The organism is Tepidimonas fonticaldi, assembly GCF_001675355.1.
GTDB classification, from domain to species: domain Bacteria; phylum Pseudomonadota; class Gammaproteobacteria; order Burkholderiales; family Burkholderiaceae_C; genus Tepidimonas; species Tepidimonas fonticaldi.
Genome location: NZ_LZDH01000003.1, coordinates 1 through 14,936, shown reverse-complemented (window position 1 = coordinate 14,936; position 14,936 = coordinate 1). Strand labels below are relative to the sequence as shown.

The following is a 14,936-nucleotide window of genomic DNA, read 5'->3' as shown; positions in this document are numbered from 1 at the left end:
GGGCAGACCCGCACCGCATGAAACCATCTCACGAGCGCTCCTGGCGCGTGCGCGCCGGCGTCCTGCTGGCGACGCTGGCCACCGCCCTGCCGGCCTGGGCCGTCAATCCCTTTACCGTCCGTGACATCCGCGTCGAAGGCCTGCAGCGGGTCGAGCCCGGCACGGTGTTCGCGTCGCTGCCGTTCCGCGTGGGCGACACCTATTCGGACGAGCAGGGCGCCGCGGCGATCCGCGCGCTGTTCGGTTTGGGGCTGTTTTCGGATGTGCGCCTGCAGGTGGATGGCGACGTGCTGGTCGTCATCGTCGAGGAGCGCCCGACGGTGGCCGACGTCAGCTTCTCCGGGGTCAAGGAGTTCGACAACGAGGTGCTGCGCAAGGCGCTGCGCGACATCGGGCTGACGGAGGGGCGGCCGTTTGACCGGGCGCTCGCCGACCGCGCGGAGCAGGAGCTCAAGCGCCAGTACCTCAACCGCAGCATGTACGCGGTGCAGGTCACCACCACCGTCACGCCGATCGAGCGCAACCGCGTCAACCTCAACTTCAACGTCGTCGAGGGCGACGTCACCAAGATCCGCGAGATCCGCATCGTCGGCGCGCAGGCCTTCCCGGAAAAGACGCTGCTGGATCTGTTCGACCTGGACACCGGCGGTTGGCTGAGCTGGTACACCAAGAGCGACCGCTACTCGCGCGCCAAGCTCAACGCCGATCTGGAGTCGCTGCGGTCGTACTACCTGACGCGCGGCTACCTGGAATTCAACATCGATTCCACCCAGGTGGCGCTGTCGCCGGACAAGTCCACGCTGACGCTGACCATCAACATCACCGAAGGCCAGCGCTATGCCGTGTCCGCCGTGCGGCTGGAGGGGGACTACCTGGGCAAGGAGGCCGAGTTCCAGTCGCTCATCCGCATTCAGCCCGGGCAGGCCTACAACGCCGAGCAGGTGGCCGAGACCGTCAAGGCCTTCACCGACTACTATGGGGCGTTCGGCTATGCGTTCGCGCGCGTGGAGGCCGTGCCCGAGATCGACCGCGAGCGCAACCGCGTCGCCGTCGTGCTGCGCGGCCAGCCGTCGCGGCGCGCGTATGTGCGCCGCATCCAGATCGAAGGCAACAACCGCACCCGCGACGAAGTCATCCGGCGCGAGTTCCGCCAGCTCGAATCGGCCTGGTACGACAGCGACAAGATTCGCCTGTCGCGCGACCGGGTGGACCGCCTGGGCTTTTTCACCGAGGTGCGCATCGACACCCAAGAGGTGCCGGGCGCGCCGGATCAGGTGGACCTCGTCATGACCGTGGTCGAAAAGCCGACCGGCAACCTGACGGTGGGTGCTGGCTACTCGCAGGCCGAAAAGCTCTCGCTGCTGGCCGGCATCCAGCAGGAAAACGTCTTTGGCACGGGCAACTACCTCGGGCTCAACGTCAACACCAGCAAGTTCAACCGGCAGTTCGTGCTCAGCACGACCAACCCGTACTTCACCGAGGACGGCATCTCGCGCACGCTGGACGTGTACTACCGCACGACCCGTCCGTTCGACGCTCAAGAGGGTGACTACCGCCTGGTGACGCCGGGGGCGAGCATCCGCTTCGGCGTGCCGTTCACCGAGACCGACACGGTCTTCTTCGGCATCGGCATCGAGAAGACGAAGATCGAGCCGGGCGACCGCATGCCGGTGGCGTACAACGATTTCATCCGCGACTTCGGCGATTCGCCGACGTCGGTGCCGCTGACGATCGGCTGGGCGCGCGACGAACGCGACAGTGCGCTCGTGCCCACGCAGGGCACTCTCAAGCGCGTCAACGGCGAATTGGGCATTGCCGGCGACACCCGCTACGTCAAAGCCAGCGCTCAATATCAGCAGTACATCCCGCTGAACCGCAAGTTCACCCTGGCCTTCAATGCAGAAGCCGGCTGGGCCAAGGGCTTGAGCGGCAAGCCCGTTCCGCTGTTCAAGTACTTCTACGGCGGCGGTCTGGGGTCGGTGCGCGGCTTCGAGCAGGGCACGCTGGGCCTGCAGAGCGCGCTGACCAACAGCACCGACAAGGCCTATCTGGGCGGCAACAAGATGGTGCTGCTCAATACCGAGCTGATCACGCCCTTCCCCGGCGCGGGCAACGACCGCACCTTGCGCATGTTCGGCTTTTTCGACGTCGGCAACGTCTATGCGCCGGATCAGAAGTTCTCGCTGTCCGATCTGCGCGCCTCCGCCGGCATCGGCGTGAGCTGGATCTCGCCGGTCGGACCGCTTAGAATCGCGTTCGCCAAGCCGCTGCGCAAGCAGACCGGCGACAAGACGCAAACCGTCCAATTCTCGATCGGTACCGCTTTCTGATGAAACACATCACCCGGACCTGGGGCGCCCGCTGGGTGCTGGCGGCGGCCTTTGCCGCTGCCTCCACCGTGGCGCTGGCCCAGGATCTCAAGATCGGCTTCGTGAGCACCGAACGCATCCTGCGCGACTCCAACGCGGCCAAGGCCGCCCAGACCCGCCTGGAGCAGGAGTTCTCGCGCCGGGAGCGCGAGATCGACGCCCTGGGCAACCAATTGCGCCAAGCGACCGAAAAACTCGAAAAAGACGCGCCGACGTTGTCCGAGTCCCAGCGCGCGACGCGCCAGCGCCAGCTCGCCGAGCTGGACCGCGACTTTCAACGCCGCCGGCGCGAGTTCCAGGAGGACCTCGCCCAGCGCCGCAACGAAGAGCTGCAACAGGTCATCGAGCGCGCCAACCGCGTCATCAAGCAGATCGCCGAGGCCGAAAAGTACGACCTGATTCTGCAGGAAGCGGTCTATATCGCTCCGCGCCACGACATCACCGACAAGGTGATTTCGGGGCTGAACAACGCCAAGTGAGCGCTCGACTGTCCGACCTGCACGCCGCCCTGGGCGGCGTTTTGCATGGCACGGGCGATCGGGTCGTGGTGCGCATCGCGCCGCTGGCCGAGGCCGGGGCGGACGCGGTGGCGTTCGTCGCCCATCCGCGTTACCGTGCTGCGCTGGCCGGTTCCCGGGCCGGGGTGGTGATTGCGCCGCCCGATCTGGTGGCCGATGTGCTGGCCCGTTCCGAACCGCCCGCGGGCGGCTGGGCGTGCTGGGAGAGCCCGGACCCCTATGGGACGTTCGCCCGGTTGACCCAATGGTGGCGCCAGCATGTGCAGCCGCGCCCGGCCGCTTTGGGCGTCCACCCCACCGCCTGGGTGGCACCGGGCGCGCGCGTGCACCCGACGGCGCGGCTCGGCCCCTTCGCGGTGGTGGAGGACGGCGCGGTGGTCGATGAGGACGCCGAACTCGGCGCGCACGCGGTGGTGCAGGCGCGCGCGCACGTCGGCGCCGGCACGCGGCTCGGGGCCCACGTCGTGCTTGGCTACGACTGCCGCATCGGCGCGCGCGGCCTCGTGCACGGCGGCACGGTGATCGGCGCCGACGGCTTCGGCTTCGCCCCGGTGCCGCTGCCGGGCGGCGAGGGCAAACGCTGGGAGAAGATCGAGCAGCTTGGCGCCGTGCGCATCGGCGACGACGTCGAGATCGGTGCCAACTGCTGCATCGACCGCGGCGCGCTCGGCGACACGGTGCTCGAAGACGGCGTCAAGCTCGACAACCTGATCCAGATCGGCCACAACGTGCACGTCGGGCGCCACACCGCGATGGCCGGCTGCGTCGGCATCGCCGGCTCGGCGCGCATCGGGGCGTTCTGCACGCTGGGCGGCGGGGCCATCGTGCTCGGCCACCTGGAACTCGCGGACCATGTGCACATCTCGGCCGCGTCGGTGGTGATGCGCTCGATCCTTCAGCCGGGGCAGTACAGCGGCATCTTTCCGATCGACGACAATCGCGCCTGGGAGAAGAACGCCGCGACGCTGCGCCAGCTGCATGCGCTGCGCGAGCGCCTCAAGGCCCTGGAACGACGCACGACCCCATGATGGACATCCACCAGATCCTCAAGCAACTGCCGCACCGCTACCCGATCCTGCTGGTGGACCGGGTGCTGGAGCTGCACAAGGGCGCCTCGATCCGGGCGCTGAAGAACGTGACGATCAACGAGCCTGTGTTCACCGGGCACTTTCCGCACAGGCCGGTGTTCCCGGGCGTGCTGATGCTGGAGGCGCTGGCGCAGACGGCGGCGCTGCTGGCGTTTGCCACGCTGGGCGTGACGCCGGACGACCAGACGGTGTACTACTTCGCCGGCATCGACGGCGCGCGCTTCAAGCGCCCGGTGGAGCCGGGTGACCAGCTCGTGATGGACGTGACGCTGGAGCGCATGAAGGCCGGCATCTTCAAGTTCAAGGGCGTGGCGCGCGTCGGGGACGAGGTGGCCTGCGAGGCCGAGCTGATGTGCACGATGCGCCGCATCGCCGGCTGAAGCCGACCGAGCCCGCAATGGCCCGCATCCATCCGACCGCGCTGGTCGATCCGAAGGCCGAGCTCGACGCCGACGTCGAGATCGGCCCCTACACCGTCGTCGGCCCGCACGTGCGCATCGGCGCCGGCACGACGGTCGGCGCGCACTGCGTGCTCGACGGCCACACGACGATCGGGCGCGACAACCGCATCTACCCGTTCGTCAGCCTCGGCCTGCCGAACCAGGACAAGAAATACCGCGGCGAGCCGTGCCAGCTCGTCATCGGCGAGCGCAACACCATCCGCGAATACAGCACCTACCACGTTGGCACGGTGCAGGGCGGGGGCGTGACGCGCCTGGGCGACGACAACTGGATGATGGCCTACACCCACCTGGCGCACGACTGCATGGTCGGCAGCCACACGATCTTTGCCAACAACGCGCAGCTGGCGGGCCACGTGCAGGTGGGCGACTGGGCGATCCTGGGGGGCTTCACGGTCGTGCACCAGTTCGTGCGCATCGGCGCGCACGCGATGACGGCGATGTGCGCGCTGCTGTTTGCGGACGTGCCGCCGTTCGTGATGGCGCAGGGCCAGCCGGCGCAGGCGCGCTCGATGAACTTCGAGGGGCTGCGCCGGCGTGGGTTTTCCGCGCAGCGCATCGCCGCGGTCAAGGCCATGCACAAAGCGCTCTACCGCGAAGGGCTGACGCTCGTGCAGGCGGTCGAGCGCATCGAGGCGCTGGCGCAGACCCACCCGGAGGCCGCGGCGGACGTGGCGCTGATGCGCGACTTTCTGGCCGGCGTCGATGCGCAGCGCGGCATCGTGCGCGCGCGCCGCGGCGAGGCTTGACGGCAGCGGGGTGAAATGAGCCACCCGTCTCGGGATGCTGCCACGGGTGCCGCCGCGCCGCGGCTGGCGCTGGTGGCGGGCGAGGCCTCGGGCGACGTGCTGGCGGCGCAGCTGCTGCAGGGGCTGCGCGCGCGCTGGCCCAAGCTGCGGGCCGCCGGCATCGGCGGCCCGGCGCTGCAGGCGCAGGGGTTCGACGCCTGGTGGCCGAGCGAGAAGCTCGCCGTGCGCGGCTATGTCGAGGTGCTGCGCCATTACCGCGAGATCGTCGGCATCCGCCGCCACCTGCGCGCGCGGCTGCTGACCGAGCCGCCGGCGCTGTTCGTCGGCGTCGATGCGCCGGACTTCAACCTGGCGCTGGAGGCCGACCTGCGTGCGGCGGGCATCCCGACGGTGCACTTCGTGGCGCCGGCCGTCTGGGCGTGGCGCCCGGAGCGCGTCGAGCTGATCCGCCGCGCCTGCGACCATGTGCTGTGCATCTTTCCGTTCGAGCCGGCGCTGCTGGCCCCGCACGGCATCGACGCCACCTACGTCGGCCATCCGCTGGCCGGCGTCATCCCGCTGCGGCCGGACCGCGCCGGCGCGCGCGCGACGCTGGGCATCGACGACGCGCAGCCGCTGGTGGCGCTGCTGCCCGGCAGCCGCCGCGCCGAGATCGACCATCTGCTGCCGCGCTTCCTGGCCGCGGTGGCGATCCTGCGTGCCGAGCGGCCGCGGCTGCGCTTCGTGCTGCCGGCGGTGCCGGCGCTGGAGGGGCTCATCCGCACCCGGGTGGCCGCGAGCCCCCACGCCGCGGCGATCACCGTGCTGCGCGGGCAGTCGCACGCGGCGCTGGCCGCCTGTGACGTCGTGCTCGTGGCCAGCGGCACCGCGACGCTGGAGGCGGCGCTGTTCAAGCGCCCGATGGTGATCGCTTACCACATGCATCCGCTGTCGTGGTGGCTGACGCGGCGCAAGATGCGCCAGCCGTGGGTCGGGCTGCCCAACATCCTGTGCGGGGAGTTCGTCGTGCCGGAGCTGCTGCAGGACGCGGCCACCCCGCAGGCGCTGGCGGAGGCGACGCTGGCGTGGCTGGCCGACGACGCCGCCGCGCACGCGCGGCGCGAGCGCCTGGTGGCGCGCTTTGACGCGCTGCACGCCGAGCTGCGACGCGACACCGCGGCGCTGGCGGTGCAGGCGATCGCGCCGCTGCTCGAGCGCGGGGGGGCGCCATGAAGACGGGCTCGACGTCCCGTCCGACATCTGCCCGTCCCGACCGCCGCGCCCGGGCGCCGCTGGCCTATGGCCGGGCTGCAGCCCAACAATACGCTTTCGACTGGGGCGATGGGGGCCTGGTGGCCGGCGTGGACGAGGCCGGCCGGGGGCCGCTGGCCGGGCCCGTCGTGGCGGCTGCCGTCATCCTGGACGACCAGGACCCGATCGACGGTGTGGCCGATTCCAAGACCCTGAGCGCCGCCCGGCGCGAGGCGCTTTATGACGCCATACGGGCGCGCGCCCTGTGCCTGGGGGTCGGTGCCGCCAGTGTGGAAGAGATCGACCGGTTGAACATTCTGCAGGCGACGCTGCTGGCCATGCAGCGCGCGGTGGCCGGGCTGCGGCTGCGGCCCTCGTTGGTGCTGGTGGATGGCAACCGGCTACCGGTGCTGGAGATGCGGACCGAAGCCGTGGTGCGCGGCGATGCGACCGTGGCGGCCATCGCCGCCGCCTCCATCGTGGCCAAGGTCACGCGCGACCGGCTGATGGACGAGGCCCATGCCGCGCACCCGGCGTTCGGCTTTGACCGACATCGCGGCTATGGCACGGCGCAGCACCTGCGCGCCCTGCGGCAGCATGGCCCCACGCCGTGGCATCGGCGCAGTTTTGCGCCCGTGGCCGAGGCGCTGCGCGCATCCACCACCGGGGGGGGCGCATGACCTCGCCGCGAGCGCCCGAGCCGATTGCCTCGCGCGACAACCCGCGCGTCAAACGCCTGCGGCGCCTGGTGCAGGATGGCAGCGCCTACCGGCGCGAGGGCATCGTCTGGGTCGAAGGCGACCATTTGTGCCGTGCCCTGCTGGCCCGCGGGTGGCAGCCCGAGGCGGTGGTGAGCAGCCCCGCAGGTCTGGCATGGGTGCAGACGTGGCAGCAGACCGGGGCCCTGGCGCCCGAGGTGCCGGTCTGGCTGCTGACCGAGGCGCTGATGGCACAACTCAGCCCGCTGGAGTCTGCCACCCATGTCGGCTGCCTGGTGCCCGTGCCGCCCAATCAGGCCGTGCAGGCCGGCGTGCCCACCGTGGTGCTGGACCGGCTGCAAGATCCGGGCAACGTCGGCTCCATCCTGCGCAGCGCGGCGGCCTTTGGCTTTCGCCAAGTGGTGGCGCTGCGCGGTACGGCGGCACTGTGGTCGCCCAAGGTGCTGCGTGCCGGCATGGGGGCGCATTTCGGCCTCGCGCTGGTGGAGGCGGTGGATGCCTCCTGCCTTGCCGATTTGCAGGTGCCGCTGCTCGCGACCAGTTCCCACCACGGGGACTGGTTGCACGAGGCCCGGCTGCCCTGGCCGTGTGCCTGGTTGCTGGGTCACGAAGGGCAGGGCGTGCGCCCGGACCTGATGGCACAGGCCGCCCAGACGGTGCGGATTATCCAGCCCGGCGGCGAAGAGTCGCTCAACGTGGCCGCCGCCGCAGCGATCTGTCTGCACGCCAGCGCGGCAGCGGTGTTCCGCGGGCTATAATTTCAAGGTTTACCCAGACCGTCCGTGTCCACTCGGTGACTGTCCTGCGAGCCCCCCGACCGCCCCGCGGTCGCCGGGCGCTGCGGCGGACGGGGCCGGGTGGGTGCGGGTGCGTCCAAACCTTCCTGGAGAGTGTCCGTGTTTCCCGTCCTTGCACCCGCCATCCTCGCGCTCGCAGACGGCACGGTCTTTGAAGGTGTGGCCATCGGTTCGACCGGCCAGACCGTGGGTGAGGTGGTGTTCAACACCGCCCTCACCGGCTATCAGGAAATCCTCACCGACCCCAGCTACCGCCAGCAGATCGTGACCCTCACGTATCCGCACATCGGCAACGTTGGGGTCAACGGTGAGGACATCGAATCCGGCGCCATCCAGGCCGCCGGCCTGATCATCAAGGACCTGCCCCAGCTCCACTCCAATTTCCGCGCCGATCAGTCCCTGGGCGAGTACCTGCGCCGCGAGGGCATCGTCGCCATCGCGGGGCTGGACACGCGCGCGCTGACGCGCCGCCTGCGCGAGCACGGCGCGCAAAACGGTGCCATCGTCGCGCTGCGCGAGGGCGAGGCGGTCACCGATGCCGTGCGCGCCGAGGCCGTGGCCGCGGCGCGTGGCGCGCCGAGCATGGCCGGGCTGGATCTGGCCCAGGCCGTCACCACCGCGCAGCCCTATGAGTGGAGCGAGACCGAGTGGCGGCTGCAGCGCGAGGACGGCACGCGCGGCTACGGGCGCCTCGCGCAGCCGCGCTTTCACGTCGTCGCCTACGACTTCGGCGTCAAGCGCAACATCCTGCGCATGCTGGCCGAGCGCGGCTGCCGCGTCACCGTGGTGCCGGCGCGCACCCCGGCCGCGGACGCGCTGGCGCTGCGGCCGGACGGCGTGTTTCTCTCCAACGGCCCCGGCGACCCCGAGCCGTGCGACTACGCGATCGCGGCGGCGGCCACCGTCATCGAGCGCGGCGTGCCGACGTTCGGCATCTGCCTGGGGCACCAGATCCTGGCGCTGGCCAGCGGCGCGCGCACGTTCAAGATGAAGTTCGGCCACCACGGCGCCAACCACCCGGTCAAGGACCTCGACACCGGGCGAGTGAGCATCACCAGCCAGAACCACGGCTTTGCGGTCGACGAGGCGAGCCTGCCCGCGACGCTGCGCGCCACGCACGTCAGCCTGTTCGACGGCACACTGCAGGGCATCGCGCGCACCGACCGCCCGGCGTTCGGCTTCCAGGGCCACCCGGAGGCGAGCCCCGGCCCGCATGACATCGCCTATCTGTTCGACCGCTTCACGGCCCTGATGGCCGCTGCCGGAAAGTGATTCCATGCCCAAGCGCACCGACCTTCACAGCATCCTCATCATCGGCGCCGGGCCCATCGTCATCGGCCAAGCGTGCGAATTCGACTACTCGGGCGTGCAGGCCTGCAAGGCGCTGCGCGAGGAAGGCTACCGCGTCATCCTGATCAACAGCAACCCGGCCACCATCATGACCGACCCCGCCACGGCGGATGCGGTCTACATCGAGCCGATCACCTGGCAGACGGTCGAGAAGATCATCGCCAAGGAGCGCCCGGACGCCATCCTGCCGACCATGGGCGGCCAGACCGCGCTGAACTGCGCGCTGGACCTGTGGCGCCACGGCGTGCTGGAGCGCTACGGCTGCGAGCTGATCGGCGCGCGCCCGGAGGCCATCGACAAGGCCGAGGACCGCCAGAAGTTCAAGGAGGCAATGACGCGCATCGGGCTGGAGTCGGCGCGCTCCGGCATCGCGCACAGCATGGACGAGGCCTGGGCGGTGCAGCGCACGGTGGGCTTTCCGGCGGTGATTCGGCCCAGCTTCACGCTCGGGGGCACCGGCGGCGGCATCGCCTACAACCCGGAGGAGTTCGAGACCATCTGCAAGCGGGGGCTGGAGGCCTCGCCGACCTCGGAGCTGCTGATCGAGGAGTCGCTGGTCGGCTGGAAAGAGTTCGAGATGGAGGTGGTGCGCGACCGCGCCGACAACTGCATCATCGTCTGCTCGATCGAGAACCTCGACCCGATGGGCGTGCACACCGGCGACTCGATCACCGTGGCGCCAGCGCAGACGCTGACCGACAAAGAATACCAGCGCATGCGCGACGCCTCGATCGCGGTGCTGCGCGAAATCGGTGTCGACACCGGTGGCTCCAACGTGCAGTTCGCCATCAACCCGCGCGACGGGCGCATGATCGTCATCGAAATGAATCCGCGCGTGAGCCGCTCCTCGGCGCTGGCGTCCAAGGCCACCGGCTTTCCGATCGCCAAGGTGGCGGCCAAGCTCGCGGTCGGCTACACGCTGGACGAGCTGAGGAACGACATCACCGGCGGGGCGACGCCCGCGTCGTTCGAGCCGACGATCGACTACGTCGTCACCAAGATCCCGCGCTTCGCGTTCGAGAAGTTCCCGCAGGCCAACGACCGCCTGACGACGCAGATGAAGTCGGTCGGCGAGGTGATGGCGATTGGCCGCACCTTCCAGGAAAGCTTCCAGAAGGCGCTGCGCGGGCTGGAGGTCGGCGTCGACGGCATGAACGAAAAGACCCAGGACCGCGAGACGCTGGAGCGCGAGCTCGGCGAGCCGGGGCCGGAGCGCATCTGGTACGTCGGCGACGCCTTCGCCGCCGGCTGGTCGCTGGAGGAGGTGCACCACTTCACCAGGATCGACAAGTGGTTCCTGGTGCAGATCCAGGAGATCGTGCAGATCGAGCTGGCGCTCGACCGCCACACGGCGCAGCACGGCGCGCGGGCGCTGGAGGCGCTGGACGCCGCGACGCTGCGCACGCTCAAGCGCAAGGGCTTCTCGGACCGGCGGCTGGCCAAGCTGCTGGCCACCACCGAAGGCGAGGTGCGCGCGCGCCGCCACGCGCTGGGCGTGCGGCCGGTGTACAAGCGCGTCGACACCTGCGCGGCCGAGTTCGCCAGCCACACCGCCTACCTCTACTCCACCTACGAGCAGGAGTGCGAGGCCGCGCCGAGCGATCGGCGCAAGATCATCGTGCTCGGCGGCGGCCCCAACCGCATCGGCCAGGGCATCGAGTTCGATTACTGCTGCGTGCACGCGGCGCTGGCCTTGCGCGAGGACGGCTTCGAGACCATCATGGTCAACTGCAACCCGGAGACCGTCTCCACCGACTACGACACCAGCGACCGGCTCTACTTCGAGCCGCTGACGCTGGAGGACGTGCTGGAGATCGTCGCGGTGGAAAAGCCCGAGGGCGTCATCGTCCAGTACGGCGGGCAGACGCCGCTGAAGCTGGCGCTGGGGTTGGAGCGTGCCGGCGTGCCGATCATCGGCACCACGCCGGACATGATCGACGCCGCCGAGGACCGCGAGCGCTTCCAGCAGATGCTGCACCGGCTGGGCCTGAAGCAGCCGCCCAACGCCACCGCGCGCACCGAGGCCGAGGCGATGGACAAGGCCGCCGAGCTGGGCTACCCGCTGGTGGTGCGGCCGAGCTACGTGCTGGGCGGACGCGCGATGGAGATCGTGCATGAGCCGCGCGACCTGGAGCGCTACATGCGCGAGGCGGTCAAGGTCAGCAACGACTCGCCGGTGCTGCTGGACCGCTTCCTCAACGACGCCATCGAGTGCGACGTGGACTGCGTCCGCGACGCCAGCGGGCAGGTGCTGATCGGCGGCGTCATGGAGCACATCGAGCAGGCGGGCGTGCATTCGGGTGATTCGGCCTGCTCGCTGCCGCCGTACTACCTGTCGGCGGCCACCGTGGCCGAGATCAAGCGCCAGACCGCGGCGCTGGCCGAGGCGCTGCAGGTCGTCGGCCTGATGAACGTGCAGTTCGCGATCCAGGAGGTGGAAGAGGGCGGCGCGAAGCGCGACGTCATCTACGTGCTGGAAGTCAACCCGCGCGCCAGCCGCACCGTGCCGTTCGTCTCCAAGGCGACCGGCATTGCGCTGGCCAAGGTGGCGGCGCGCTGCATGGCGGGCAAGACGCTCGCACAACAGGGCGTCACGCGCGAGGTCACGCCGCCGTACTTCAGCGTCAAGGAGGCGGTGTTCCCGTTCGTCAAGTTCCCGGGTGTGGACACCATCCTGGGGCCGGAGATGAAGTCCACCGGCGAGGTGATGGGCGTGGGCCGCAGCTTCGGCGAGGCGTTCGTCAAGAGCCAGCTCGGCGCCGGCGTGCGCCTGCCGCGGCCCACCGACGCGGTGCGCAAGATCTTCCTGTCGGTCAAGCCCGGCGACAAGGCGCGCGTGGTGCCGATCGCGCGCGATCTGGCGGCGATGGGCTTCGAGCTCGTGGCCACGCGCGGCACCGCCGCGGCGATCCAGGCCGCCGGGGTGCCATGTACCGTGGTCAACAAGGTCACCGAGGGCCGCCCGAACATCGTGGACATGATCAAGAACGGCGAGATCGCCATGGTCATCAACACGGTGGAAGAGCGCCGCAACGCCATTGCCGACTCGCGCTACATCCGCGTGGCGTCGCTGGCCCACCGCGTGACCACCTTCACGACGATCTTCGGCGCCGAGGCGGCGGTGGAGGGCATGAAGGTGATGGACGACCTGCCGGTGTACGCGCTGGCGGAGCTGCACGCCCAACTGGTGTGATGCGGTGACCACCGACCACCCGCCGGGCGGCGTGTCCGGCTGGGTGGTTGCGCGGTAAACCGGTTATCATTACAAGCGAAACGACACCGCCGAACGGCAACGCTCGGCGGTTTGCTTTTGTGCGACAAGGATTGCTTCCATGCCCACCATTCCGCTGACCAAGCGCGGTGCCGACAAGCTCAAGGAGGAACTGCACCGCCTGAAGACCGTCGAGCGCCCCGCCGTCATCCAGGCCATCGCCGAGGCGCGTGCGCAGGGCGACCTGAGCGAGAACGCCGAATACGACGCCGCCAAGGACCGCCAGGGCTTCATCGAAGGCCGCATCAAGGAGATCGAGGGCAAGCTCGCCGCGGCCCAGATCATCGACCCGGCGCAGCTCGACGCCGGCGGCAAAGTGGTGTTCGGCGCCACCGTCGAGCTGGAGGACGAGGCCACCGGCGAGACCGTCACCTACCAGATCGTCGGCGAGGACGAGGCCGACCTGAAGCTCGGGCTGATCAACGTGTCCAGCCCCATCGCACGCGCGCTGATCGGCAAGGAGGAGGGCGACGTTGCCGAGGTGCAGGCGCCCAACGGCGTGCGCCGCTACGAGATCGTGGCGGTGCGCTACGAGTGAGGGCGCAGCCGGTGCGGACCCTCGGGCAAATCTGGCCAGCCTGGGCGCAGCGCTGGCCGCTGCTGGTGGCGGCGCTGTGGTGGGGCGCGGTGACGGCGTGGAGCTTCGTCGCCGTGCCGCTGCTGTTTGCGCACTTCAACAACCCGGCCGTGGCCGGCGGCATGGCCGCGCGGCTGTTCCAGGTGCAGTCGTGGGTCAGCGTCGCGGCGGCCCTGGCGCTGCTGCTGTGGGGGCGCGCGCAGCGCAGCCGCGGCCAGGCCGGGGACGCCAGCTGGGCGCTGCTACCGTGGCTGCTGCTGGGGGCGCTCGCCGGCCTGGTGCAGGAGTTCGGCGTCGCGCAGCGCATCCTCACCGCCCGCCAGACCGGTGCGAACTTGGCGCTTTGGCACACGCTGGGCTCGCTGCTGGTGGCGCTGCAGTGGCTATGCGCGCTGCGCAGCCTGTGGTGGCTGGCCGGGCGGGGCCGGTAGCGCCAGCATGTTCTCGATCAGGCGGACCATCACGTCCTTGTTTTGGGCGTCCGATTCCGCCACCAACAGGGCGAGTGCCGCCAGCCCGACGTCGTTGATCACCGGTTCACCGTCGCGCAACAGCCGGCCGTTGTGCGCCAGAAAGTCCACGAACAGGAATGCCCCGGTACGCTTGTTGCCGTCGGCGAAGGGGTGGTTCTTGATGACGAAATACAACAGGTGCGCGGCCTTGGTCTCCACCGTCGGGTAGGCCGCCTCGCCAAACACCGTCTGCTCCAGGTTGCCCAGGATCGCCGCGAAGGCCTCGCCGCGCTCGCGCCCGAAAAGGTCGGACGCCTCGCCGCGAGCGACCAGATCGGCCTTCAGGCGCGCGATGGCCGCACGCGCCTCCTCCAGCGTCGGCAGCACCCCGCCAGGGCTTCCCGCCGGAGCGGTCAGGAGCCCTTCGTCGTAGCGCTGCAGCCACAGGAAGGTCTGGGTGTAGCGGGCAATGACGTCCACCAGCCCGCGGCCCTGGTCGGCGGTGAGCGCTTCGCCCGCGGCGGCTTTTTTCACCAGCGCCAGCGCCGCTTCCAGTTCGGCAGCGTTGCGCTCGAAGCGCTGGCGGTCAAGCGTGTAGCCGCGCGTCAGGTGTTCGCGCAGCACCCGCGTGGCCCATTGACGAAAGCGCGTGGCGCGGCTGGAGTTCACCCGGTAGCCGACGGAGATGATGGCGTCGAGGTTGTAATATTCGACCAAATATGTTTTGCCGTCAGAGGCAGTTGTTGCATTTTTTGCAATAACTGCCTCGCGTACGAGTTCGCCGCTTTCGAAAATATTTTTTAAGTGCCTCGAGATTACAGATTTATTGCGCCCGAATAGTTCCGAAAGTTGCTGCAAGTTGAGCCATGCCGTATCGCGCGCAAGGCGAACCTCCACCCGTGTTTCGTCTATGTCGTAAATTACAATATCGAAAAAGACAGTCATTTTGAATGCGGGCTTTTAAAACGACCTCTCTGTTCTCACAACAACAATCAAATCTGGTTTGTCCTTGCTTTCTTGGATCAGATTGGGTATTTTGTCAATTGTTTTTCCCCAATGGCCGATGTAATGTACTTGTCGCATCCCGGATGATCACATAATACCCAGCCGCCGTGGATACCTGCTGGCACGCAGCATCCTGCAAGAGCTGCTGCGAGGCGCGGGAGTCGGCGGCGAGGTCTCATCCGAAGGAGTGCGATCATGATCGTGCGACTGCACAAGTTGGCGCGCACCACCCCGGCGATCCGCGCCGAGATTGCCGCCAGCGACGAGTCGATCCAGACGCTGGCGCAGCGCTACGGTGTGTCGCCCATGACCGTCTTCAAGTGGAAGCACCGCACGAGCTTCGAAGACCG

General features: G+C 69.1%; 14 protein-coding genes and 1 pseudogene. 14 read left to right on the top strand and 1 reads right to left on the bottom strand.

Going from position 1 to position 14,936, the window contains the following annotated elements; all coding sequences use genetic code 11:
* Nucleotides 1-17: 17 nt before the first annotated feature.
* From bamA to A9O67_RS00560, 13 genes and pseudogenes are all read left to right on the top strand, one after another.
* The gene (bamA, locus tag A9O67_RS00615) at nt 18-2,330 is read left to right on the top strand and encodes an outer membrane protein assembly factor BamA (RefSeq protein WP_068606341.1); all 2,313 of its coding nucleotides are present in this window, start codon (nt 18-20) and stop codon (nt 2,328-2,330) included.
* A complete protein-coding gene (locus A9O67_RS00610) occupies nt 2,330-2,848 on the top strand; it encodes an OmpH family outer membrane protein (RefSeq protein ID WP_068606339.1) in 519 nt (172 codons plus the stop codon). The genes bamA and A9O67_RS00610 overlap by 1 nt, the downstream gene beginning before the upstream one ends.
* Nucleotides 2,845-3,915, top strand: a complete 1,071-nt coding sequence (lpxD, locus tag A9O67_RS00605) for a UDP-3-O-(3-hydroxymyristoyl)glucosamine N-acyltransferase (RefSeq protein ID WP_068606338.1) — start codon at nt 2,845-2,847, stop codon at nt 3,913-3,915. The genes A9O67_RS00610 and lpxD overlap by 4 nt, the downstream gene beginning before the upstream one ends.
* On the top strand, nt 3,912-4,355 hold the full coding sequence (gene fabZ, locus A9O67_RS00600; protein ID WP_068606337.1) for a 3-hydroxyacyl-ACP dehydratase FabZ: 444 nt from the start codon (nt 3,912-3,914) through the stop codon (nt 4,353-4,355). Before lpxD ends, fabZ begins: the two co-directional genes overlap by 4 nt.
* A 17-nt stretch (nt 4,356-4,372) precedes the next feature.
* Nucleotides 4,373-5,185, top strand: coding sequence for an acyl-ACP--UDP-N-acetylglucosamine O-acyltransferase (gene lpxA / locus A9O67_RS00595; RefSeq protein ID WP_068606335.1), 813 nt, complete (start codon nt 4,373-4,375; stop codon nt 5,183-5,185).
* 15 nt (nt 5,186-5,200) lie between these two features.
* The gene (lpxB, locus tag A9O67_RS00590; protein ID WP_185974443.1) at nt 5,201-6,397 is read left to right on the top strand and encodes a lipid-A-disaccharide synthase; all 1,197 of its coding nucleotides are present in this window, start codon (nt 5,201-5,203) and stop codon (nt 6,395-6,397) included.
* Nucleotides 6,394-7,095 (top strand): ribonuclease HII, encoded by a 702-nt coding sequence (gene rnhB / locus A9O67_RS00585; RefSeq protein WP_082955241.1) that lies wholly within the window; start codon nt 6,394-6,396, stop codon nt 7,093-7,095. The genes lpxB and rnhB overlap by 4 nt, the downstream gene beginning before the upstream one ends.
* Nucleotides 7,092-7,892 carry a TrmH family RNA methyltransferase gene (locus A9O67_RS00580; protein WP_068606333.1) on the top strand — a complete coding sequence of 267 codons (801 nt, stop codon included), beginning with the start codon at nt 7,092-7,094 and terminating at the stop codon, nt 7,890-7,892. The genes rnhB and A9O67_RS00580 overlap by 4 nt, the downstream gene beginning before the upstream one ends.
* A gap of 138 nt (nt 7,893-8,030) precedes the next feature.
* Entirely contained in the window at nt 8,031-9,203 is a 1,173-nt protein-coding gene (gene carA, locus A9O67_RS00575; RefSeq protein WP_068606330.1) for a glutamine-hydrolyzing carbamoyl-phosphate synthase small subunit, read from the top strand.
* 4 nt (nt 9,204-9,207) lie between these two features.
* Nucleotides 9,208-12,474, top strand: coding sequence for a carbamoyl-phosphate synthase large subunit (gene carB / locus A9O67_RS00570; protein ID WP_068606328.1), 3,267 nt, complete (start codon nt 9,208-9,210; stop codon nt 12,472-12,474).
* Nucleotides 12,475-12,515: 41 nt separating this feature from the next.
* Nucleotides 12,516-12,632, top strand: a pseudogene (locus A9O67_RS13990) (hypothetical protein); the annotation flags it as partial.
* Nucleotides 12,614-13,090, top strand: a complete 477-nt coding sequence (gene greA / locus A9O67_RS00565) for a transcription elongation factor GreA (RefSeq protein WP_068606326.1) — start codon at nt 12,614-12,616, stop codon at nt 13,088-13,090. The pseudogene A9O67_RS13990 and the gene greA, both read left to right, overlap by 19 nt.
* A complete protein-coding gene (locus tag A9O67_RS00560; RefSeq protein ID WP_231960156.1) occupies nt 13,087-13,560 on the top strand; it encodes a DUF4149 domain-containing protein in 474 nt (157 codons plus the stop codon). Before greA ends, A9O67_RS00560 begins: the two co-directional genes overlap by 4 nt.
* Here the strand turns inward: A9O67_RS00560 and rhuM are convergent.
* Nucleotides 13,513-14,526: a virulence protein RhuM/Fic/DOC family protein gene (rhuM, locus tag A9O67_RS00555; protein WP_068606324.1), complete on the bottom strand. Its 1,014-nt coding sequence runs from the start codon at nt 14,524-14,526 to the stop codon at nt 13,513-13,515. The genes A9O67_RS00560 and rhuM overlap by 48 nt on opposite strands.
* A gap of 255 nt (nt 14,527-14,781) precedes the next feature.
* Here rhuM and A9O67_RS13290 point away from each other — a divergent pair.
* The coding region (locus A9O67_RS13290; RefSeq protein ID WP_408033399.1) for a helix-turn-helix domain-containing protein at nt 14,782-14,936 on the top strand (155 nt) is incomplete at its 3' end.

Excerpts from the sequence above, each read along its gene's own strand:
- rhuM (WP_068606324.1), bottom strand. The coding sequence starts at position 14,526 with ATGACTGTCTTTTTCGATATTGTAATTTACGACATAGACGAAACACGG.
- lpxA (WP_068606335.1), top strand. The coding sequence starts at position 4,373 with ATGGCCCGCATCCATCCGACCGCGCTGGTCGATCCGAAGGCCGAGCTC.
- greA (WP_068606326.1), top strand. The coding sequence starts at position 12,614 with ATGCCCACCATTCCGCTGACCAAGCGCGGTGCCGACAAGCTCAAGGAG.
- fabZ (WP_068606337.1), top strand. The coding sequence starts at position 3,912 with ATGATGGACATCCACCAGATCCTCAAGCAACTGCCGCACCGCTACCCG.
- bamA (WP_068606341.1), top strand. The coding sequence starts at position 18 with ATGAAACCATCTCACGAGCGCTCCTGGCGCGTGCGCGCCGGCGTCCTG.
- A9O67_RS00580 (WP_068606333.1), top strand. The coding sequence starts at position 7,092 with ATGACCTCGCCGCGAGCGCCCGAGCCGATTGCCTCGCGCGACAACCCG.
- A9O67_RS00610 (WP_068606339.1), top strand. The coding sequence starts at position 2,330 with ATGAAACACATCACCCGGACCTGGGGCGCCCGCTGGGTGCTGGCGGCG.
- lpxB (WP_185974443.1), top strand. The coding sequence starts at position 5,201 with ATGAGCCACCCGTCTCGGGATGCTGCCACGGGTGCCGCCGCGCCGCGG.
- rnhB (WP_082955241.1), top strand. The coding sequence starts at position 6,394 with ATGAAGACGGGCTCGACGTCCCGTCCGACATCTGCCCGTCCCGACCGC.
- carB (WP_068606328.1), top strand. The coding sequence starts at position 9,208 with ATGCCCAAGCGCACCGACCTTCACAGCATCCTCATCATCGGCGCCGGG.